The sequence below is a fragment of the Curtobacterium pusillum genome (assembly GCF_007680845.1).
Taxonomy (GTDB): Bacteria; Actinomycetota; Actinomycetes; order Actinomycetales; family Microbacteriaceae; genus Curtobacterium; species Curtobacterium pusillum_B.
Window position 1 is genome coordinate 114,706 of the sequence record NZ_VEIY01000006.1, and the last position, 20,443, is coordinate 135,148.

Genomic DNA, 20,443 nt, shown 5'->3' on the forward strand with positions numbered 1-20,443 from the left:
GCGCGGTGCCAGCCGGCACCGCGCCTCCAGTCCGTCGAGCGGTCGCGTCAGGCCGCGTCGTGGTCCGTCTGCAGGAACTCGACCAGGCTGTCCGCGGTGGTCTCGGCGTCGTCGCCGGTCACGGTGAGCGTGACCTCGTCCCCGTTCTCGATGCCGAGGCCGAGGAGCGCGAGGATGCTGCCAGCGTTGCCGGACTTGTCGCCCTTCGCGATCGTGACCTGGTGGGCCGACGCCGTCACGGTCTGGACGAACAGGGAGGCGGGGCGGGCGTGCAGGCCGGACGCGCTGGCGACGGTGACGGTGCGGGTGGCTTCGGACATCGATGGACTCCTGTCGATGGGGTGGTGGCGCTCATGGTAGCGAGCGCCGGGTGGGACGGTACCGGCAGCGGTCAGGATCGACCGGGCCAGAACACCTCGGTGCCGGCGGCCTCGACCTCGCGCACGAGGTCGGCGTTGACGGCCGGGTCGGTGATGATCGTGTCGATCGCGGCGAGGGGCGCGACGCGGCCGAACTCCTCGCGGCCGAACTTGGTGTGGTCGGCGAGGAGGATGCTCCGGCGGGCGGACTTGATCATGGCGCTCTTCACGGCCGCCTCGGCCATGTTGTGCGTCGTGAGACCGCGCTCGGGCGTGATGCCGTTGATGCTGATGAAGGCGACGTCGACGCTGACCATGCCGATGAGCTGGTGGGTCCAGGTGCCGACACCGGCGAGCGAGTCGCTCCGGATGTTGCCGCCGAGCAGGTGCAGGTCGATCCCCGGGCGGTTCGCCACGGCCATCGCCACCGGCAGCGAGTGCGTCACGACGGTGAGTCCGCGGTCGGTGGGGAGCAGCTCGGCGAGGCAAATCGTCGAGGTGCCGGCGTCGATCATGACCGAGCCGTTCTCGGGCAGCTCGTCGAGTGCGGCCTCGGCGATGACCATCTTCTCGGTCTGGTTGATGCCCCCGCGGTCGCCGACCCCGGGGTGCAGGGTGATGCGTTCGACCGGGATCGCGCCGCCGTGGGCCCGCCGCACGAGTCCGCGTCGCTCGAGCGAGGTCAGGTCGCGGCGGATCGTCTCCGGGGTCACGGCGAGCAGTTCGGCGAGGTCCTTGACGTCGACCCGGCCGTGCGCACGCGCTTCGTCGACGATGCGCTGGTGGCGCTCTGGTGCGTACATCGTGGGCCTCGTCGTCTCGGAGCGATGGAGTCGGAACGGAACGGACATGCTCGGGCACGCGCTCGGCGGACACGAACCGATCGGTTCGGCCGCCAGACGCAAACGGGCATCTGTTTCTGCATTTTTATCCCCGGATGTGTTTGTTTGTCAACGCGGATCGGGGTATGGTGCTGCTCAGCCGCACCGGCGGGGTCCCGTCTCCGCGCCGCGCGCACCGAACGAACCACCCCACCGCAAGCGCGTGTGAGATGAAGGAGTCTCGAATGTCCGAACTGCTCGGAACCGGCGTCGGCCGCGGCGTCGCCCACGGCCACGTGCTCCGGATGGCGGACCCGCTCGGCGAGCCGTCGACCGCGGCACTCGAGGGCTCGGCGGACGACGCGAAGCAGGCCGTCGCCACGGCGCTCGCCGCCGTCGCGGACGACCTCAACAAGCGTGGGCAGCTCGCCGGTGGCGACGCCCAGGCCGTGCTCGAGGCGCAGGCGCTCATGGCGCAGGACCCGACGCTCCTCGACGACGTGCACGCCCGCATCGACGGCGGCACCAACGCCGAGCGCGCCGTGTTCGAAGCGTTCGGCCAGTTCCGCGACTTGCTCGTCCAGATGGGCGGCTACATGGGGGAGCGCGCGGCCGACCTCGACGACGTCGCCCAGCGCATCGTCGCCAAGCTCCGCGGCGTCCCGGCACCGGGCGTCCCCGAGTCGGACACCCCCTTCGTGCTCGTCGCCCGCGACCTCGCCCCGGCCGACACCGCGCTCCTCGACCTCGACAAGGTCCTCGCGCTCGTCACCCGCGACGGCGGCCCGACCTCGCACACCGCGATCCTCGCCCGCGCCAAGGGCATCACCGCGATCGTCGGTGTCACCGGTGCCGACGAGCTCACCGACGGCCTGCACGTCGTGGTGGACGCCGCCGCCGGCACCGTCGTCACCGACCCGTCCGAGTCCCTCGTGGCCGAGGTCGACCAGCGCATCGCCGACCGCCTCGCCGCGGCCGCAGCGCCCCTCACCGCCGGCACGCTCGCCGACGGCACCGCCGTGCCCCTGCTCGCGAACCTCGGCAGCCCCGCCGACGCCGCGGGCGCCGTTGCTCTCGGTGCGGAGGGCGTGGGGCTCTTCCGCACCGAGTTCCTCTTCCTCGACTCCCCGAAGGCGCCGACGGTCGAGCAGCAGACCGAGTCCTACCGGCAGCTGCTCGAGGCGTTCCCCGGGAAGAAGGTCGTGGTCCGCGCGCTCGACGCCGGCGCCGACAAGCCCCTGCCGTTCCTCACCGACAAGGACGAGGAGAACCCGGCGCTCGGTCGCCGCGGCCTCCGGGCGCTCCGGAACCACCCCGAGGTCCTCCGCGACCAGCTCACCGCGCTCGCCCAGGCGGACGCCGTGACCGAGGCCGACCTCTGGGTGATGGCCCCGATGGTCGCCGACGCCGAGGAGACCGTCTACTTCGTCGACCTCGCCCGCGAGCTCGGCATCCGCACGGCCGGCGTGATGGCCGAGGTCCCGTCGCTCGCGCTCATGGCGGAGCAGGTCTTCCAGACCGCGGACTTCGTCTCGATCGGCACGAACGACCTCACGCAGTACACGATGGCCGCCGACCGCATGCTCGGCACCGTCGCGTCCTACCAGGACCCGTGGCACCCGGCCGTCCTGCGCCTCGTCGCACAGCTCGGCAGCGCCGGCGCGGCCGCGGGCAAGCCGGTCGGCATCTGCGGCGAGGCCGCTGCCGACCCGCTCCTCGCCGTGGTGCTCGTCGGCCTCGGCGCCACCACCCTCTCCATGACCCCCGCGGCCCTGGCCGACGTGCGCGCCGAACTTGGCAGGCACACGCTCGAACAGGCCCGCGAGATGGCGACGGCAGCACTCGCTGCGAGCACGGCGGCGGCTGCCAAGTCCGCCGCGGCCGCAGCGCACGCCGCCTGAGCCGCCCCCACAGCACCAACCCCTTCCACCACCGCAGCAGCACCCCTCACAGAAAGTCACCGCACATGACAACGTCGTCCGTTGCAGCGCCCGACGCACCCGCGAAGTCGCGGGGCGGCGCACGCGTCGCCGTTCAGAAGTTCGGCACGTTCCTCTCCGGCATGGTCATGCCCAACATCGCGATCTTCATCGCGTGGGGCATCATCACCGCCTTCTTCATCGAGACCGGTTGGACGCCCGTGGGCATCCTCGGCGGGTTCGGTGAGACCGGCGGCGTCGCAAACATCGGCCTCGTCGGCCCGATCCTGACCTACCTCATCCCGCTCGCGATCGCGATCCAGGGTGGCCGGATGGTCTACGAGACCCGCGGTGCGGTGGTCGGTTCGATCATGACCATGGGCGTCATCATCGGTGCGAACGGCACCACGATGATCCTCGGCGCGATGATCTGCGGGCCGCTCGGCGCGTACCTCATCAAGCAGGTCGACAAGATCTGGGACGGCAAGATCCGCCCGGGCTTCGAGATGCTCGTCAACAACTACGCGGCCGGCATCCTCGGCTTCGGACTCGCGATGGCCGGCTTCTTCTGGCTCGCCCCGCTGTTCAAGCTCATCGCCGAGGGCCTCGGTGACGTGGTGAACTTCCTCGTCCAGCACTCCCTGCTGCCGCTCGCCAGCGTCATCATCGAGCCGGCCAAGGTGTTCTTCCTCAACAACGCCATCAACCACGGTGTGCTCGACCAGCTCGGTGCGCAGCAGGTGCAGGAGTCCGGCAAGAGCATCCTGTTCCTGCTCGAGGCGAACCCCGGCCCCGGCCTCGGCATCCTCCTCGCCTTCACCTTCTTCGGTGTCGGCATCGCCCGCTCGACCGCTCCCGGCGCGATCATCATCCAGTTCCTCGGCGGCATCCACGAGATCTACTTCCCGTACGTGCTGCAGAAGCCGGTCCTGTTCATCGCCGTCATCCTCGGTGGTGCCACGGGCGTCGCGACCAACGTCGCGTTCCACTCCGGCCTCGTCGCTCCGGCGTCCCCCGGGTCGATCTTCGCGGTGCTCGGTGCGACGGCGAAGGACAGCTTCCTCGGCGTCATCCTCTCGGTCCTCCTGTCCGCGGCGGTCTCGTTCGCGGTGGCCTCGTTCTTCCTCATCGCGACCCGCAAGCGCGACCTGGCGAACGGCGGCGGCGACATGAGCGCCGCGATGGCCAAGCTCCAGGCGAACAAGGGCCGCGACGTCAACGCCGCGACCGCCGGTCTCCTCGGCACCAACGCCCCGGCCAACAACGAAGAGGCAGCGGCGTCGGTCGGTGGCACCGCCACCGCCACCCGGGTCCAGAACCTCGTGTTCGCCTGCGACGCCGGCATGGGGTCGAGCGCGATGGGCGCCAGCGTCCTCCGGAACAAGATCAAGAAGGCCGGCATCGAGGGCGTCACGGTCTCGAACAAGGCGATCGCGAACCTGTCCGGTGACGAGGACCTCATCATCACCCAGGAGGAGCTGACGGACCGCGCCCGGCAGAAGAACCCGAACGCACAGCACGTGTCGGTCGGCAACTTCATGAACGCCCCGCAGTACGACCAGGTCGTCGAACAGCTCAAGAACCAGTAACGAAGTGCAGTATCGGAGGGGACGGGCCACGGCCCGTCCCCTCCACCACGTCCACGACGCCACGTCACGAAGCAAGGAGAACCCCGATGCCCGTCCTGCAGGAGAGCCAGATCCGGATCCACACCGAGGACACCGCACCGACCAAGTCGGAGGCGATGAAGGAGGCGGCCGAGATCCTCGAGGCTGCGGGCGCGGTCACGGGCGACTACTACCCGGCGATGCTCGAGCGCGAGAAGAGCGTCTCGACCTACATGGGGAACTTCCTCGCCATCCCGCACGGCACGAACGACGCGAAGGACGCCATCAAGTCCTCGGCCCTGTCGTTCATCCGCTACGCGACCCCGATCGACTGGGACGGCAACCCGGTGCGCTTCGTCGTGGGCATCGCCGGGGTGAACAACGAGCACCTCGACATCCTCTCCAAGATCGCGATCGTGTTCTCCGACGAGGACGAGGTCCAGAAGCTGACCGACGCGCCGGACACCGCGAGCGTCCTGTCGATCCTGGGTGAGGTCAACGAGTGAGCGAGCGCACCGCGGTCCACTTCGGCGCCGGGAACATCGGGCGCGGGTTCGTCGGCCTGCTCCTGCACGAGGCCGGGTACGAGGTCGTCTTCGCCGACGTCGCCGCGCCGCTCATCGACGCCCTGGCCGCCGCCGACTCGTACACCGTGCACGAGGTCGGGGCGAACGCGCGCGACCACGAGGTCACCGGGTTCCGGGCACTGAACAGCGCGCAGGACGAAGCGGGTGTCGTCGCGGAGATCGCGGCCGCCGAGATCGTCACGTGCGCCGTCGGACCGAACGTCCTCAAGTTCATCGCCCCGGTCATCGCCGCGGGTCTGCAGGCCCGCCCGGCCGACGCCGCTCCGCTCGCCGTGATGGCGTGCGAGAACGCGCTCAACGCCACCGACCGCCTCCGCGGGTTCATCGCCGACGCCCTGCCGTCCGACGTCCGTGACCAGACGCTCGCCAAGGCGGTCTTCGCCAACACCGCGGTGGACCGGATCGTCCCGGCCCAGCCCGAGGGCGCCGGTCTCGACGTCACGGTGGAGACCTACTTCGAGTGGGCCATCGACCGCACGCCGTTCGGCGGCGCCGAGCCGGAACTCCCCGGCGCGCACTACGTCGACGGCCTCGCCGCGTCCATCGAGCGCAAGCTCTTCACCGTGAACACCGGCCACGCCACCGTCGCGTACCACGGCTTCCTCGCCGGCGCCGACAAGATCTCGGACGCGATCGCGATCCCGGCCGTCCGTTCCGAACTGGAGTCGGTGCTCGCCGAGACGAGCGACCTGCTGGTCCGTCGCCACGAGCTCGACCCCGAGGTGCACCGCGCGTACGTGCAGGCGATCATCGGTCGGTTCGAGAACCCGCACCTGCCCGACACCGTGACGCGGGTCGGTCGGCAGCCGCTCCGGAAGCTGTCCCGCGACGAGCGCTTCGTCTCGCCCGCGGCCGCCCTCGCCGAGGACGGCACGGAGCCGACGGCGCTCCTCGACGCGATGGGCGCCGCGCTCCGCTTCGACGTCGCGGACGACGAGCAGAGCGTCGAGCTGCAGGCACTCCTCGCCTCCGATGCGTCCGACGGGTCCGTCGTGACGACGATCACCGGGCTCGACGAGCAGCACCCGCTGCACGCCGCCTTCGCCGACCGGGTGCGCGCCGCGCGCGCCTGACACCGGGTGCGGACTGACGGTCCGTCGGACGGGAGGCGCGGTGCCAGCTGGCACCGCGCCTCCCGTCCGTCTCTGGTTCCCGCTCTGCCAGCGCGCGTAGCGTCGACGGCATGAGCAAGCACTGGGTTGCGCCGCGGTTCGGCGGGAGCGAAGTCCTCGAGTTCGTCGACACCGAGGTCCCGGCCCCCGGCCCCGGCGAGGTCACCATCGACGTCCGGGCCGCCGGCATGAACCCCGCCGACACGAAGCACACCCGGCAGGGCGACCCGTCCGACCTGCCGATCCCGATCGGCTACGAGGTCGCTGGCGTCCTCAGCGCCGTCGGCCCGGACACCGCGATCGCCTCGGGCGGAGGAGCGGTCGGGGACGAGGTCCTCGCCTTCCGCGTCGCCGGAGGGTGGGCGGAGCGGATCACGGTCCCCGCCGCCGACGTCTTCGCCAAGCCCGCCTCGCTCTCCTTCCCCGAGGCGGCGAACCTCCTGCTCGCCGCGGCCACCGCCGCCGACATGATCCGCGTCACCCGGGCCGAGGGCCGGGACACCATCGTCGTGCACGGGGCCTCGGGAGCGGTGGGCGTCAGCCTCCTCCAGCTACTCCGCCCGCTGGGCGCGCGGCTCATCGGCACGTCGTCCGAACGGAACGCCGAGACCGTCCGACGCTTCGGTGGCGAGTGGGTCGCGTACGGCGACGGTCTGGAGGCGCGGATCCGGGAACTCGCACCGTCCGGTGTCGACGTGGCACTGGACTGCGTCGGCACCGACGAGGCCGTCGACGTGTCGCTCGCGCTGGTCGCCGACCGGGACCGCATCGTGACGATCGCGGCGCAGGGTCGCGCCGCGCGTGACGGCTTCCGTGCCGTCGGCGGCGGGCAGCCCGAGAGCAAGGCGTTCCGGGACTCGGTCCGGCAGCGGCTGATCGACCTCGCCGGGGCGGGGCAGCTCGAGGTGCCGGTCGCCCGCACGTTCCCGCTGGCCGAGGCGAAGGCGGCGGCGGAGCTGCTCGAGTCGCAGCACCCTGGTGGGAAGCTCGCGCTCATCCCCTGAGCGGTCCGGGGTCACACGGTGACGGGTCCCCGCGCATTCTGGTTGAATCTGGGTCGCACTCAGCATTCACACACCACGAGGGGGATCCAGTGAGCGACCAGTACCCGAACCAGAACCCGTACGGGCAGCAGCCCGACGGCGGGCAGCAGCCGTACGGGCAGCAGCCGTACGGGCAGCAGCCGTACGGCCAGACGCCGCAGTACGGCCAGCCGGCGCCGACCGGTCCGAACGGGGAGCCGCCCCTCTGGGCCCCGTGGTACGGGATCTCGTTCGGCAACGCGATCAAGCGGTTCTTCGGCAAGTACGCCCGGTTCGACGGGCGCGCCAGCCGGAGCGAGTTCTGGTGGTGGTACCTCGCCAACTTCATCGTGTACGCCGTCCTCTACACGATCCTCGGCATCGGCGGAGCCGTCTCGGAGCACCGCACGGTGTCGACCGGGTACTCCTCGGCGTCCGTCATCGAGAGCCCGTCGCCGCTGTACGTCATCGGTGGGATCCTGCTCGTGGTCTGGAGCCTCGCGATCCTCGTGCCGTCCATCGCCCTCGCGTGGCGACGACTGCACGACGGGAACTTCGCCGGTCCGTTCTTCTTCCTCGGCTTCATCCCGTTCGTCGGCGGGATCATCCTGCTCGTGATGTACCTGCTCCCCTCGAAGCCCGAGGGTGCGCGGTTCGACCAGCCGCAGCGCGTCTGACCACCGGCACCACGACGAAGCGGCCCTCCCCGACAGGGGAGGGCCGCTTCGTGTCGGTCCTGGGGCGCTCAGACCACCCGGAGGCGGGAGAGCGAGCCGTCCACGACGAGGTCCCGCACCGTGACGGACGGATCGGCCGTCTGGAACCGGAGCGCGCCTCCTGGCTGGTCGAACCAGGGCTGCACGAACCGGACCGTGACGAGGAACGGTCGCTCCACGAGGTAGCGGTGCGTCTCGGGTGCCTGCGACACGTGCGGCGGCAGCGATCGCTGCGGCAGCGGGGTGTCGAGGGGGTGCAGCAGGTAGCCGTCGGGGCCACCGGTGCGGTCCACCGGGACGCCGGCCGGGATCTGGATCGTGAGGCCCTGCTCGCCGGCCTGGGCGACCTGCTGCGCGAGCTGCGGGTACGTCGACGCCGCGCGGTCGCGGAGCCCGTCGAGCTCGTACCGGGGGATGTCCCGGGGCGCGGGGAACGGGCGGTTGAGGAAGCGCCGCAGCATCTCGACGGCGTCCTCTTCGCCGCGGGCCGTCGCGAGCCGGCGAGCGGTGCCGTAGTCGACGACCTCGAGCGCGAAGTCGCCCTGCTCGGTCGGCACGATGCGGAGCGCGCCTTCCACGGGCGGCTCGTGCAGGGTCTCTCCGGGGAGCTGCACGTACCGGATCGTGTAGCCGAGCTGGTCGAGGATGGGGCGGGTGTCCGCGAACGTCATGGCGGGGAGCCTATCGGCCCGACCTAGGCCTTTCCTCGCATGATCGCCTGCTTGACCTCCGAGATCGCCTTCGTCACCTGGATGCCGCGCGGGCAGGCGTCGGTGCAGTTGAAGGTGGTGCGGCAACGCCACACGCCTTCCTTGTCGTTGAGGATGTCGAGGCGCACGTTCGCGGCGTCGTCGCGCGAGTCGAAGATGAAGCGGTGCGCGTTGACGATCGCGGCCGGGCCGAAGTACTGCCCGTCGGTCCAGAACACCGGGCAGGACGACGTGCACGCGGCGCAGAGGATGCACTTCGTGGTGTCGTCGAAGCGGGCGCGGTCGGCGACGGACTGGACGCGCTCCTTGCCCTTCTCGGGGACGGAGTTGGCCTGGAGGAACGGCTGGACCTCGCGGAAGGACTTGAAGAAGGGCTCCATGTCGACGACGAGGTCCTTCTCGAGCGGCAGGCCCTTGATCGCCTCGACGTAGATCGGCTTCGAGACGTCGAGGTCCTTGATGAGGGTCTTGCACGCCAGCCGGTTGCGCCCGTTGATGCGCATCGCGTCGGACCCGCACACGCCGTGCGCGCAGGAGCGCCGGAAGGTCAGGGACCCGTCCTGCTCCCACTTGATCTTGTGCAGGGCGTCGAGGATGCGGTCGGTCGGCAGCATCATGACGTCGAAGTCCTGCCAGCGCGGCTCGTCGTCGACGTCCGGGTCGAAGCGCCGGACGATCAACGTGACCGGGAACGATCCGGGAGGGGCGTCCTGCACGGTGTCGGTGCGGGGTGCGTCGGAGACCAGGGTGTCGGTCATCTCAGTACTTCCTCTCCATCGGCTGGTACCGCGTCACGACGACTGGCTTCCAGTCGAGGGTGATGTGGTCGTCGGCGAGTGACGAGTGCGGATCGCCCGTCAGGTACGCCATGGTGTGCTGCATGTAGTTCTCGTCGTCGCGCTTCGGGAAGTCGTCGCGCATGTGGCCGCCGCGGGACTCCTTGCGGTTCCGGGCGGAGTAGACGACGACCTCGGCGAGGTCGAGCAGGAACCCGAGCTCGACGGCTTCGAGCAGGTCGGTGTTGAACCGCTTGCCCTTGTCCTGCACGGAGACCTGCAGGAAGCGGTTCCGGAGCGAGTGGATCGTCTCGGTGACGCGGGCGAGGGACTCGTCGGTGCGGAAGACCTGCGCGTTCTTGTCCATCTCGTCCTGCAGTTCCTTGCGGAGGACGGCGATGCGCTCGGTGCCGGTGGAGGCGCGGAGCTGGTCGAGCATGTCGCGGACGGCCGCCTCGGGGTGCTCGGGGAGCGGGAGGAACTCGGCCGTCTTGACCCACTCGGCGGCGTTGTTGCCGGAGCGCTTGCCGAAGACGTTGATGTCGAGGAGCGAGTTGGTGCCGAGTCGGTTCGAGCCGTGCACGGACACGCAGGCGCACTCGCCGGCCGCGTACAACCCGGGGACGACGCGGGTGTTGTCGTACAGGACCTCGGCGTCGGTGTTCGTCGGGATGCCGCCCATCGCGTAGTGCGCGGTCGGCATCACCGGGACGGGCTCGACGACCGGGTCGACACCGAGGTAGGTGCGGGCGAACTCGGTGATGTCCGGGAGCTTGGTCTCGAGGACCTCGGCACCGAGGTGCGTGCAGTCGAGCAGCACGTAGTCCTTGTTGGGGCCGGCACCCCGGCCCTCGGCCACTTCCTGCACCATGCACCGGGCGACGATGTCGCGGGGGGCGAGGTCCTTGATCGTGGGGGCGTAGCGCTCCATGAACCGTTCGCCCGAGGCGTTGCGGAGGATCGCGCCTTCACCGCGGGCGCCCTCGGTCAGGAGGATGCCGAGCCCGGCGAGCCCGGTCGGGTGGAACTGGAAGAACTCCATGTCCTCGAGCGGGAGACCCGTGCGCCACACGATGCCGACGCCGTCGCCGGTCAGGGTGTGCGCGTTCGAGGTGGTCTTGTACATCTTGCCGAAGCCGCCGGTCGCGAAGATCATCGCCTTCGCGTGGAACACGTGCAGGTCACCGGTGGCGAGCTCGAACGCGACGACGCCGGCGGGCTGCTTGCGGGTGACCCCGTCGTCCCCGACGACGTCGACCATGATGAGGTCGAGCGCGTAGAACTCGTTGTGGAACTCGACGCCGAGCTTCACGCAGTTCTGGAACAGCGTCTGCAGGATCATGTGGCCGGTGCGGTCGGCGGCGTAGCAGGCCCGGCGGACCGGGGCCTTGCCGTGGTCGCGGGTGTGGCCGCCGAAACGCCGCTGGTCGATCTTGCCCTCTGGTGTGCGGTTGAACGGCAGGCCCATGTTCTCGAGGTCGATGACGGCGTCGATCGCCTCCTTCGCGAGGATCTCGGCGGCGTCCTGGTCCACCAGGTAGTCGCCGCCCTTGATCGTGTCGAAGGTGTGCCACTCCCACGAGTCCTCTTCGACGTTCGCCAGCGCCGCAGCCATGCCGCCCTGCGCCGCACCGGTGTGCGAGCGGGTCGGGTAGAGCTTCGAGATGACGGCCGTCTTCGCCTTCGGTCCGGCCTCGATGGCGGCACGCATGCCGGCCCCGCCCGCGCCGATGATGACGATGTCGTACTGGTGGTGGTGAACGGTGGTCTCGGTCACTGGGGCCTTTCAGGAGTGGGTGGCACGCCGGCAGGGGTGCGCCGGGCGGCGGTGTGCTGAGGGCGCGGCGGCTACTGGGCCGGGCAGAACGACGGCAGGTCCGCGGCGGCGGCACCGGCGGGGCACGGGTCGAACGTCCAGCAGACCAGGAGCCCGAGGACGACGAGCACGACGCACGCGATGAGGACCGCGACGAGCAGGGTCTTCCGGATGCCGGGCTTCGACACGTAGTCGTTGATGATCGTCCGCATGCCGTTCGAGCCGTGGACGAGCGCGAGGACGAGCATGAGCGAGTCCCACACCTGCCAGAACGGCGAGGCCCACTTGCCGGCCACGAACGCGAAGTCGATCTGCTTGACGCCCTCGCCCGCCACCATGTTGACGAAGAGGTGCCCGAAGATCAGCACGACGAGCAGGACGCCCGATCCGCGCATGTAGATCCAGCCCCACTTCTCCCAGTTGGTCGTGCGGCGGGCTGCTGCTGCCGAGCGCGGCGGCTCGATGGTCTGCGTGGTCATCTTCAGTACCCCTAGTTGAAGTCCGCGACGAGGTTCATGAGCTGGCGCGGCAGGAAGCCGGCGATGGCGACGACCCAGAGGACCATCACGATCCAGAACATGGCCCGCTGGTACTTCGGGCCCTTCGACCAGAAGTCGATGAGGATGATGCGCAGCCCGTTGAAGGCGTGGAAGACGATCGCCATGACGAGGGCGATCTCACCGAGGTTCATGATCGGCGTCTTGTAGGTGCCGATGACCGCGTTGTACGCCTCCGGTGAGAGCCGGACGAGCGCCGTGTCGAGGATGTGCACCAGCAGGAAGAAGTAGATCGCGACACCGGTGATGCGGTGCAGGACCCAGGACCACATGCCGGTGGAGCCCCGGTAGAGCGTCCCCTGTGGTGTCCGAGAAGCGCGTGGCGCCTCGATCGTCACCTGTGGCACGGCGGTCGCCGTACCCCCTCCGGTCTGCTCGGCCATGAGCTCGTCCTCCCATAGGACGGGCTCGCCCGATCGGCGAGCCCTTGCCGTTCGTGTTCGTGTCGGAACAGGACCATCCTATGCGCGTGCGCTGACCTTCTCGTGCCACCCGGCCCTGGCACCCCGTGCCGTGGCGGGCGGCGCGCCGATCGTCCGGGCCGTGTCGTGGTGCGCGAGGAGCTGGTCGCCGATCGCCTCCCACGTCGTCCCCTCCACCCGCAGGCGTCCGGCGGACCCCATCCGCTCGGCGAGTGCGCGGTCGTGGTGCAGGCGGAGGACCGCGCGGCGGAGGGCCTGCGGCGCGTCCGGGTCGTACAGCTCGCCGTCCAGCCCGGGAGCGACGAGGTCGAGCGGTCCGCCCGACGCCGGGGCGATGACCGGCAGGCCGCTCGCGTGCGCCTCCTGCAGGGTCTGGCCGAACGTCTCCGCCGGACCCGTGTGGACGAACAGGTCCAGGGACGCGTAGGCATCGGCCAGTGCGTCGCCGCGAAGCGGACCGGTGAACGTGGCGTCGAGGTGCCGGAACCGTCGTTCGAGCACCGGCCTGGAGGGACCCCCTCCTGCGACCACGACCCGGATGCCCGGGATGCCACCGAGTTCCGCGAGCCGCTCGACCTCCTTCTCCGGTGCCAGCCGACCCACGTACCCCACGATGGTCTCGCCGCCCGGCGCGATGCGCCGTCGCAGCGCGCGGACGTGCGCCGAGGCGCGCCGGTCCGGGTGGAACAGCTCGGTGTCGACACCACGGCCCCAGCGCGCGACCCGGGGCACGCCGTCCTCCGCGAGCATCGCGGCCGTCGCGGACGACGGCGCGAGCGTCAACGAGGCGCCCGCGTGGATGCGCCCGAGGATCCGGCGCACCAACGGGACGGTCGCGGTCAGGCCGTTGCGGCGGGCGAACCCGGCCACGTCGGTCTGGAAGACGGCGACGGAGGGGATGCCGAGCCTCCCGGCTGCCGTGATCGCGCGCCCACCCAACAGGAACGGACTCGCCGCGTGGAGCACGTCCGCGCCGGAGGCGGCGAGGATCGTGTCGAGCACCGGGTGGGGGAGCGCGACCGGGAACTGCCGGTAGGCGACGGCGGGGACGCGGTGGACGTCGAAGGAGCGGTAGCGCTCCACCTCGGTGCGCGAGCGGAACTGGGCGATGCCGGGGGTGTCCGGTGCGATGACGACCGCGCGGTGACCGCGGCGCTCCAGGTGGTCGAGGACCGCCAGGACACTGGTGGTCACGCCGTTGAGGGTGGGCAGGAAGCTCTCGGTCACGACGGCGACGGTCCGTTGGGACGTGCCCCGCTCCACGCTGCGTGCGCTCATGGTGCTGCCCATGGTCCGCGGACGGTGTGACCGGGCGGGGCGGTCCGCGTGAACGCCCGGCAGGCGGGTGGTGAACGAACGGACGGGAGGCGCGGCTCGGCTCCGGCGGGCGGGCGGCGGTCGGCATCGGGCCGGCGCACGGACGCGCGCGAGCGTGCGGCCGCGGCCGACGGTGTGCGGGGTCCCGCACCGGTCGTGCGGGGAACGTGCGGACCACGCCCAGGTCGCGCCGGGCGGCACCGGTACGGTGAGCGGGTGGCAGACGCACTCGAGGACTTCTACGCGATCATCCCCGCCGGCGGCATCGGATCGCGGCTGTGGCCGTTGTCGCGTGCGGACGCGCCCAAGTTCCTGCACGACCTGACCGGATCCGGCACCTCGCTGCTCCGGCAGACGTGGGACCGGCTCGCGCCGCTCGCCGGCGACCAACGGATCATGGTCGTCACCGGCCGCGCGCACCGTCTGGCCGTCGAAGCGCAGCTCCCCGGGGTCGAGGACCACAACGTCGTGCTCGAGAGCGAGCCGAAGGACTCCACGGCCGCCGTCGGTCTCGCCGCCGCGATCCTCCGTCGCCGCGAACCCGACGTCGTCATCGGGTCCTTCGCCGCGGACCACGTCATCGGCGACGCCCGCGGCTTCCGCCGGTCGGTGCGCGAGGCCGTGGTCGCGGCCCGCGCCGGGTACATCACCACCATCGGCATCACCCCCACCGAGCCCGCGATCGGGTTCGGCTACATCCACGCGGACGGGGTCGCGCTCGGCATCGAGGGCGCGGCGAACGTGCACTCGGTGAAGTCCTTCGTCGAGAAGCCGGACCTCGAGACCGCGACCGAATACCTCGAGGACGGCTCCTACCTCTGGAACGCGGGCATGTTCATCGCCCGCGCCGACGTCCTGCTCGAGGAGATCGGTCGCACCAAGCCGGAACTCCTCGCCGGGCTCGAGGAGCTCGCCGATGCCTGGGACACCTCGGCGCGCGGTGCTGTCGTGGACGCGGTCTGGCCGACGCTCGAGAAGATCGCGATCGACTACACCGTCGCCGAGCCCGCTGCCGCAGCAGGGCGCATGGCCGTGGTCCCCGGCGACTTCGACTGGGACGACGTCGGCGACTTCGCGTCGCTCGCGAAGCTGCAGTCAGGCGGGCGGGCGAACAACCTCGCCGTGCTCGGTGACGGGGCGCGCATCCTCGCGGACTCGTCGAGCGGCATCGTCGTCGCGCACAGCCAGCGGCTCATCTCGCTCATCGGAGTGGAGGACATCGTCGTGGTGGACACCCCCGACGTCCTGCTCGTGACCACGAGCGCGCACGCGCAGCGCGTGAAGAGCGTGGTGGACGCGCTGAAGATCAGCGGTCGCGGCGACGTGCTCTGAGGGGCCGCGCGGCGCTTCGCCTTGGGCGCAGCGCCGGAGAGTGACATGCCCACCACGAACATCGTGGCGCACTCGTACGGCACCACGGCCGCTGCAGTGGCGCTCTCCACGACCGGCGCGCACGTGGACCGCTTCGTCGCGCTGGGGTCCGCGGGCATGCCGAACGCCGTGGACTCAGCGGGGAAGCTGCACGCCGAGCACGTGTACGTCGGACAGGCGCGGAACGTCCTGCCGGACGAAGCCGGTCAGGGCGACCAACTGGCAGCACTCGGTCGGACCGCGCCAGGTCACCACGTCGACCCGGCCACGAAGGTCTTCGGCGCAACCACCTTCGGCACGGACACCAATGCGGCGGATGCCGCGGAGCAACGGCCAGTGCTCAACCACGACCCGCTCACGAGCGATGGGTCCGGCTACCTGGACGCGGACACGGAGTCCGTCTACCACGTGGGCCGGGTGACCACCGGTCACGACAGCGACGCCACCCCGTTCCGCCCCAAGCCGCCGACCGATCGAGACAGGGCACTCCTCGATCGGCTCGACCCCCTGATCGGAGAACGATGACCGGCAGCCACCGGAACCCAGCTCGACGAGCCATCCTGACCCTGCTCGCTGTCACGGCCCTCGCCGCCGTGCTCGCGGGCTGTGTCCGGCACGAACCGGACGCAGGAGCAACACGAGGAACGGAGCCACCCGTGGACGCGGAGACCGCGAAGCAGCAGATGATCGACGCCGTCGATGACGCCACCGGGCGTCTCGGCGGCGATTGGAAGGCCCGCACCGGGCCGGACGCGCCTGAAGGTTGCACGCTCGCGAGTGGCGAGCGGGGTGCCCATTGGCGGTACCTGACGGGGAGCACGCTCGAGGGAACTCCCGAGGATGACGCCGCTCGCATGGCGGCTCACTGGCGGTCGCAGGGGATGAGCATCGTCGAGCGTGATTCGAGCGACGGTCCGGCGATCGTCGGCAGTGGGGGCGGGAAGATCGCGTCCATCAGTTTCTACGCGTACTCGGGCAACTACACGGTCCAGGCGGTGTCGCTGTGCTTCCCGGGTGACGCCGACGACCTCTCCCCGACCGACGACGAGTGACGCTTCCGTGCACGGAGCCCGCCACGATCGCTCCGGCTGTAGCGCTCCACCACGAAAAGCGCTTGACGTACCCCGAACTGGGGGTACGCCCGTGACTTCCCGTTACGGGCGCGTTACGGCGCGGTCGCGATCCCGTAACTGATCCACAGTCCCCTCAAAGGTCGTCCTGCACCGGCCAGGCGGTCGTGTACTGTCGCCACGATCGCCCGGAACGCACGTGGTCCGGGCACGCTCCCCGGAGGAACCCACCCGTGACATCTCGTACCCGTCAGGTCCTGCTGAGCACGCTCGCGCTCGCCGGCACCGTCGCCGTCCTCGCCGGTTGCTCGGCCGCCCCGTCCGACAACGCCTCGGCCAACAAGACCAGCTTCCGCCCCTGCATGGTCTCCGACGCCGGTGGGTTCGACGACAAGTCGTTCAACCAGCTCGGGTTCGAGGGCATGAAGGACGCAGCGTCCGACCTCGGTGCCACGTACAAGTCGGCGGAGTCCAAGGACGCCACCGTCTACGACTCGAACATCGAGCAGCTCGTCGGCCAGAACTGCAACCTCATCGTCACCGTCGGCTTCAACCTCGCCGACGCCACGAAGAAGCAGGCCGCAGCGAACCCCGACACCAACTTCGCGATCATCGACGACAACTCGATCGACGCGAAGAACGTCAAGCCGATCACCTTCGACACCTCGCAGGCGGCGTTCCTCGCCGGCTACGCGGCCGCCTCGTACTCGAAGAGCGGCGTCGTCGGCACCTTCGGCGGCATGCAGATCCCGACCGTCACCATCTTCATGGACGGCTTCGCGGACGGCGTGAAGTACTACAACGAGCAGAAGTCGAAGAACGTCAAGGTCGTCGGCTGGGACGTCGCGAGCCAGAAGGGCTCCTTCACGGGCGGCTTCGAGGCCGGCACCCAGGCCAAGGCCGTCGCGCAGACCCTCATCGACCAGGACGCCGACGTGATCCTGCCCGTCGGCGGACCGATCTACCAGTCGGCTGCCGAAGCGATCAAGGACGCCGACAACGGCTCCGTCCTCATCGGCGCGGACAGCGACCTCTACGAGGCCGACCCCCGCTACAAGGACATCGCGTTCACGTCCGTCGAGAAGGGCATGCGCCCCGCCACGAAGGACGTCGTCGAGCAGGCCGCCGCGAAGAAGTTCTCCAACGAGCCGTACGTCGGCACGCTGAAGAACGACGGCGTCGGCATCGCGCCGTTCCACGACTACGCCAGCAAGGTCGACAAGGGCCTGACGAAGGAGCTCGACACGATCAAGTCGGGCATCATCGACGGCTCCATCAAGGTCGAGACCAAGGCGACCGTCAAGTAGTCCGGTCGACGCGGGCGGGGGAACCTCCTCCGCCCGCGTTGCCGTGCCCCGACAACAGGAACAGACTCAGAAACATGAAGCTCGAACTCCGTGGCATCACGAAGCGGTTCGGCCCCCTCGTCGCCAACGACCACATCTCGCTCACCGTCGAGCCGGGTGAGGTCCACTGCCTCCTCGGAGAGAACGGCGCCGGCAAGTCGACCCTGATGAACGTCCTCTACGGCCTGTACCAGGCGGACGAGGGCGAGATCCTCCTGGACGACGTCGTCCAGGACTTCGACGGCCCCGGTGACGCCATGCGCGCCGGCATCGGCATGGTGCACCAGCACTTCATGCTCGTGCCGGTGTTCACCGTCGCCGAGAACGTCATGCTCGGCCAGGAGGAGACGTCGTTCGGCGGTCGGCTCGACCTCGCCGGCGCCCGCAAGCGCGTGCGGGAGATCTCCGAGCGCTTCGGGTTCGACGTCGACCCGGACGCCAAGGTCGAGGACCTGCCCGTCGGCGTGCAGCAGCGGGTCGAGATCATCAAGGCGCTCTCCCGTGACGCCTCGGTCCTCGTGTTCGACGAGCCCACGGCCGTCCTCACCCCGCAGGAGACCGACGAGCTGATGGGCATCATGCGGCAGCTCCGCGAAGCGGGCACCGCGATCGTCTTCATCACCCACAAGCTCCGCGAGGTCCGCGAGGTCGCCGACCGCATCACGGTCATCCGGCTGGGCAAGGTCGTCGGCGAGGCATCGCCCACCGCGACGAACAACGAACTCGCCGCCCTCATGGTCGGCCGTGCCGTCTCGCTCGTCGTCGACAAGACGCCGGCCACCGGCGGCGCGGACGCCCTCGTCGTCGAGGGACTCACCGTCACCGACCCGAACGGCATCGTGCTCGTCGACGACGTCTCGTTCACGGTCCGCCGTGGCGAGGTCCTCGCCATCGCGGGCGTCCAGGGCAACGGCCAGACCGAGCTGACCGAGGCGATCCTGGGCCTCGAGCCCGTGCACGGCGGCCGCGTCGTCCTGGACGGCAAGGAACTCACCGGGCGCAGCGTCAAGCAGATCCTCGACGCGGGCGTCGGCTTCGTGCCGGAGGACCGCAAGGAGGACGGGCTCGTCGGCGAGTTCACCATCGCCGAGAACCTCATGCTCGACCGTGCCGACCACGCCGAGTTCGTCCGCGCCGGCACGATCCGGTCGGCCGAGCGCGACGCGTTCGCCGACGAGAAGATCGCCGAGTTCGACATCCGCACCCCTGGTCGCACCACGGCCGCGGGACGCCTGTCGGGCGGCAACCAGCAGAAGATCGTCCTCGCCCGCGAGCTGAGCCGCGACCTCCGGCTCTTCGTCGCGGCGCAGCCGACCCGCGGCATCGACGTCGGGTCGATCGAGTTCGTGCACAAGCGCATCGTCGCCACCCGCGACACCGGCGTCCCGGTCATCGTCGTCTCCACGGAGCTCGACGAGGTCGCGGCGCTCGCCGACCGGATCGCCGTGATGTACCGCGGCGGGATCGTCGGCATCGTCCCCGCGGACACCCCGCGCGACGTCCTCGGCCTCATGATGGCCGGGGAGCTTCCAGAAGGAACGGAGCTGGCAGCGTGAGCACCCCCACGCCAGACGACACCCAGCCGGGTACCGACCCGCAGACCACCGCGCCGACGGAGGCGCCCACCGACGACCGCCTGCAGGACGTCGAGGCCACCCCGCACCTCATGACGGACTCCGCCGCGGACACCGAACGCCGGAACAGCGGCGACCGGTGGCAGGCCGCCCTGCACGGCATCGTCAACGGTTCCGCCCTCGTGACGGTCCTCGCCGTGGTGCTCGCGCTCGTCGCGTGCGGCATCCTCATCGCGCTCACCGACGAGAACGTGCGCGCAGCCGCCGGGTACTTCTTCGCCCGACCGACCGACACCCTCCGGGCGGTCGGCACGGCGGTCGGCGGGTCCTACGCCTCGCTGTTCGAGGGCTCCGTGTTCAACTTCGGCGCGACGAGCTTCCAACAGGCCATCGTCCCGCTGACCCGCTCGATCGACTACGCCGTCCCGCTCATCGCGGCCGGCCTCGGCATCGCCCTGTCGTTCCGGGCGGGCCTGTTCAACATCGGCGGCCAGGGACAGATCCTCATCGGCGCCGCTGCGGCCGGCTGGGTCGGCTTCTCGTTCGACGGCCCCGCCTGGATCCACATCCCGCTCACGATCGTCGCCGGCATCGTCGGCGGCGCGGTGTGGGCCGGCATCGTCGGCGTCCTCAAGGCCCGGACCGGCGCCAACGAGGTCGTCCTGACGATCATGCTCAACTACGTCGCGCTGTACCTGGTGAGCTACCTGCTCCGCACCCCTGGGCTGCTGCAGGCGCCGGGCAGCACGAACCCGATCTCGCCCGCCACGAAGGACAGCGCGGTGCTGCCGCCCCTGTTCGGCGTGCGCTACGGCATCGACCTCGGGTTCATCGTGGCGATCATCGCGGTCGTCGTCGTGTGGTGGCTCGTCAACAAGTCGTCGCTCGGCTTCCGGTTCCGCACCATCGGTGAGAACCCGCGCGCGGCCCGCGTCGCCGGCATGAGCGTGCCGTCGCTGACGATCTGGGTGCTCGTCATCTCCGGTGCGCTCGTCGGGATCGCCGGCGCCTACCAGGTGCAGGGCGCTGTCACGACCGGGTTCACCTCGGGCATCGACGCCGGCATCGGTTTCGACGCGATCACGGTGGCGCTCCTCGGGCGCTCGAAGCCGTGGGGCGTGTTCTGGGCGGCGATCCTGTTCGGCGTGCTGAAGAACGGCGGCTACGCCATGCAGGCCGCCAACGGCATCCCGATCGACATCGTGGGCGTCATCCAGGCCCTCATCGTCCTCTTCATCGCGGCTCCGCCGCTCGTCCGCGCGATCTTCCGGATCCCGCAGCCGGGCGCCCGTCGTCGCGTCAGCACGAAGCCGAGCAAGAAGGCGGTCGCCGCGTGAGCAC

20 protein-coding genes are annotated in these 20,443 nt (G+C 70.3%); 12 read left to right on the top strand and 8 right to left on the bottom strand.

Annotated features, from left to right (window positions below; all coding sequences use genetic code 11):
* Positions 1 to 47: 47 nt before the first annotated feature.
* Together FS825_RS13735 and FS825_RS13740 are read right to left on the bottom strand one after the other, a co-directional pair.
* Complete coding sequence (locus FS825_RS13735; protein WP_144713944.1) at positions 48 to 320, bottom strand: HPr family phosphocarrier protein; 273 nt, start codon at positions 318 to 320, stop codon at positions 48 to 50.
* Positions 321 to 391: 71 nt separating this feature from the next.
* The gene (locus FS825_RS13740; RefSeq protein ID WP_144713946.1) at positions 392 to 1,162 is read right to left on the bottom strand and encodes a DeoR/GlpR family DNA-binding transcription regulator; all 771 of its coding nucleotides are present in this window, start codon (positions 1,160 to 1,162) and stop codon (positions 392 to 394) included.
* 263 nt (positions 1,163 to 1,425) lie between these two features.
* Here FS825_RS13740 and ptsP point away from each other — a divergent pair, with 263 nt between their 5' ends.
* The 6 genes from ptsP to FS825_RS13770 all read left to right on the top strand — a co-directional run bounded on the left by ptsP (position 1,426) and on the right by FS825_RS13770 (position 8,104).
* Positions 1,426 to 3,081 carry a phosphoenolpyruvate--protein phosphotransferase gene (gene ptsP / locus FS825_RS13745; RefSeq protein ID WP_144713948.1) on the top strand — a complete coding sequence of 552 codons (1,656 nt, stop codon included), beginning with the start codon at positions 1,426 to 1,428 and terminating at the stop codon, positions 3,079 to 3,081.
* 65 nt (positions 3,082 to 3,146) lie between these two features.
* A complete protein-coding gene (locus tag FS825_RS13750) occupies positions 3,147 to 4,688 on the top strand; it encodes a PTS mannitol transporter subunit IIBC (protein WP_144713950.1) in 1,542 nt (513 codons plus the stop codon).
* A gap of 86 nt (positions 4,689 to 4,774) precedes the next feature.
* On the top strand, positions 4,775 to 5,212 hold the full coding sequence (locus tag FS825_RS13755) for a PTS mannitol transporter subunit IIA (protein WP_144713952.1): 438 nt from the start codon (positions 4,775 to 4,777) through the stop codon (positions 5,210 to 5,212).
* The gene (locus FS825_RS13760; protein ID WP_144713954.1) at positions 5,209 to 6,366 is read left to right on the top strand and encodes a mannitol-1-phosphate 5-dehydrogenase; all 1,158 of its coding nucleotides are present in this window, start codon (positions 5,209 to 5,211) and stop codon (positions 6,364 to 6,366) included. The genes FS825_RS13755 and FS825_RS13760 overlap by 4 nt, the downstream gene beginning before the upstream one ends.
* A 110-nt stretch (positions 6,367 to 6,476) precedes the next feature.
* Positions 6,477 to 7,409 carry an NADP-dependent oxidoreductase gene (locus FS825_RS13765; protein WP_144713956.1) on the top strand — a complete coding sequence of 311 codons (933 nt, stop codon included), beginning with the start codon at positions 6,477 to 6,479 and terminating at the stop codon, positions 7,407 to 7,409.
* Positions 7,410 to 7,498: 89 nt separating this feature from the next.
* Positions 7,499 to 8,104, top strand: a complete 606-nt coding sequence (locus tag FS825_RS13770; RefSeq protein ID WP_144713958.1) for a DUF805 domain-containing protein — start codon at positions 7,499 to 7,501, stop codon at positions 8,102 to 8,104.
* A gap of 68 nt (positions 8,105 to 8,172) precedes the next feature.
* On the opposite strand, the gene FS825_RS13775 is transcribed toward FS825_RS13770, so the two are convergent.
* From FS825_RS13775 to FS825_RS13800, 6 genes are all read right to left on the bottom strand, one after another.
* Positions 8,173 to 8,814, bottom strand: a complete 642-nt coding sequence (locus tag FS825_RS13775) for a TNT domain-containing protein (protein WP_144713960.1) — start codon at positions 8,812 to 8,814, stop codon at positions 8,173 to 8,175.
* A 23-nt stretch (positions 8,815 to 8,837) separates the two neighbouring features.
* Positions 8,838 to 9,611 carry a succinate dehydrogenase iron-sulfur subunit gene (locus tag FS825_RS13780; protein ID WP_144713962.1) on the bottom strand — a complete coding sequence of 258 codons (774 nt, stop codon included), beginning with the start codon at positions 9,609 to 9,611 and terminating at the stop codon, positions 8,838 to 8,840.
* Between the two features lies 1 nt (position 9,612).
* A complete protein-coding gene (gene sdhA / locus FS825_RS13785; RefSeq protein WP_144713964.1) occupies positions 9,613 to 11,406 on the bottom strand; it encodes a succinate dehydrogenase flavoprotein subunit in 1,794 nt (597 codons plus the stop codon).
* Between the two features lie 71 nt (positions 11,407 to 11,477).
* Entirely contained in the window at positions 11,478 to 11,924 is a 447-nt protein-coding gene (sdhD, locus tag FS825_RS13790; protein WP_144713966.1) for a succinate dehydrogenase, hydrophobic membrane anchor protein, read from the bottom strand.
* Between the two features lie 11 nt (positions 11,925 to 11,935).
* Complete coding sequence (sdhC, locus tag FS825_RS13795) at positions 11,936 to 12,385, bottom strand: succinate dehydrogenase, cytochrome b556 subunit (protein ID WP_144713968.1); 450 nt, start codon at positions 12,383 to 12,385, stop codon at positions 11,936 to 11,938.
* Between the two features lie 78 nt (positions 12,386 to 12,463).
* The gene (locus FS825_RS13800; protein ID WP_260981188.1) at positions 12,464 to 13,702 is read right to left on the bottom strand and encodes a glycosyltransferase family 4 protein; all 1,239 of its coding nucleotides are present in this window, start codon (positions 13,700 to 13,702) and stop codon (positions 12,464 to 12,466) included.
* A gap of 255 nt (positions 13,703 to 13,957) precedes the next feature.
* Between FS825_RS13800 and FS825_RS13805 the strand changes: the two genes are divergently transcribed.
* The 6 genes from FS825_RS13805 (at position 13,958) to FS825_RS13830 (ending at position 20,439) form a co-directional block, all read left to right on the top strand.
* A complete protein-coding gene (locus tag FS825_RS13805) occupies positions 13,958 to 15,073 on the top strand; it encodes a mannose-1-phosphate guanylyltransferase (protein WP_144713972.1) in 1,116 nt (371 codons plus the stop codon).
* A gap of 45 nt (positions 15,074 to 15,118) precedes the next feature.
* Positions 15,119 to 15,637, top strand: coding sequence for an alpha/beta hydrolase (locus tag FS825_RS13810; RefSeq protein ID WP_144713974.1), 519 nt, complete (start codon positions 15,119 to 15,121; stop codon positions 15,635 to 15,637).
* A gap of 131 nt (positions 15,638 to 15,768) precedes the next feature.
* Positions 15,769 to 16,164, top strand: a complete 396-nt coding sequence (locus tag FS825_RS13815; protein ID WP_144713976.1) for a hypothetical protein — start codon at positions 15,769 to 15,771, stop codon at positions 16,162 to 16,164.
* A 251-nt stretch (positions 16,165 to 16,415) separates the two neighbouring features.
* Positions 16,416 to 17,489: a BMP family lipoprotein gene (locus tag FS825_RS13820; protein WP_144713978.1), complete on the top strand. Its 1,074-nt coding sequence runs from the start codon at positions 16,416 to 16,418 to the stop codon at positions 17,487 to 17,489.
* A 74-nt stretch (positions 17,490 to 17,563) separates the two neighbouring features.
* The gene (locus FS825_RS13825) at positions 17,564 to 19,084 is read left to right on the top strand and encodes an ABC transporter ATP-binding protein (protein WP_144713981.1); all 1,521 of its coding nucleotides are present in this window, start codon (positions 17,564 to 17,566) and stop codon (positions 19,082 to 19,084) included.
* Complete coding sequence (locus FS825_RS13830) at positions 19,081 to 20,439, top strand: ABC transporter permease (protein WP_395886237.1); 1,359 nt, start codon at positions 19,081 to 19,083, stop codon at positions 20,437 to 20,439. The genes FS825_RS13825 and FS825_RS13830 overlap by 4 nt, the downstream gene beginning before the upstream one ends.
* Positions 20,440 to 20,443 lie beyond the last annotated feature (4 nt).

What these genes read in the sequence shown, in the direction of transcription:
- FS825_RS13780 (WP_144713962.1), bottom strand. Translation starts at nt 9,611, where the DNA reads ATGACCGACACCCTGGTCTCCGACGCACCCCGCACCGACACCGTGCAG.
- sdhC (WP_144713968.1), bottom strand. Translation starts at nt 12,385, where the DNA reads ATGGCCGAGCAGACCGGAGGGGGTACGGCGACCGCCGTGCCACAGGTG.
- FS825_RS13810 (WP_144713974.1), top strand. Translation starts at nt 15,119, where the DNA reads ATGCCCACCACGAACATCGTGGCGCACTCGTACGGCACCACGGCCGCT.
- FS825_RS13825 (WP_144713981.1), top strand. Translation starts at nt 17,564, where the DNA reads ATGAAGCTCGAACTCCGTGGCATCACGAAGCGGTTCGGCCCCCTCGTC.
- ptsP (WP_144713948.1), top strand. Translation starts at nt 1,426, where the DNA reads ATGTCCGAACTGCTCGGAACCGGCGTCGGCCGCGGCGTCGCCCACGGC.
- FS825_RS13750 (WP_144713950.1), top strand. Translation starts at nt 3,147, where the DNA reads ATGACAACGTCGTCCGTTGCAGCGCCCGACGCACCCGCGAAGTCGCGG.
- FS825_RS13765 (WP_144713956.1), top strand. Translation starts at nt 6,477, where the DNA reads ATGAGCAAGCACTGGGTTGCGCCGCGGTTCGGCGGGAGCGAAGTCCTC.
- FS825_RS13800 (WP_260981188.1), bottom strand. Translation starts at nt 13,702, where the DNA reads ATGAGCGCACGCAGCGTGGAGCGGGGCACGTCCCAACGGACCGTCGCC.
- FS825_RS13775 (WP_144713960.1), bottom strand. Translation starts at nt 8,814, where the DNA reads ATGACGTTCGCGGACACCCGCCCCATCCTCGACCAGCTCGGCTACACG.
- sdhD (WP_144713966.1), bottom strand. Translation starts at nt 11,924, where the DNA reads ATGACCACGCAGACCATCGAGCCGCCGCGCTCGGCAGCAGCAGCCCGC.
- FS825_RS13735 (WP_144713944.1), bottom strand. Translation starts at nt 320, where the DNA reads ATGTCCGAAGCCACCCGCACCGTCACCGTCGCCAGCGCGTCCGGCCTG.
- FS825_RS13740 (WP_144713946.1), bottom strand. Translation starts at nt 1,162, where the DNA reads ATGTACGCACCAGAGCGCCACCAGCGCATCGTCGACGAAGCGCGTGCG.
- FS825_RS13755 (WP_144713952.1), top strand. Translation starts at nt 4,775, where the DNA reads ATGCCCGTCCTGCAGGAGAGCCAGATCCGGATCCACACCGAGGACACC.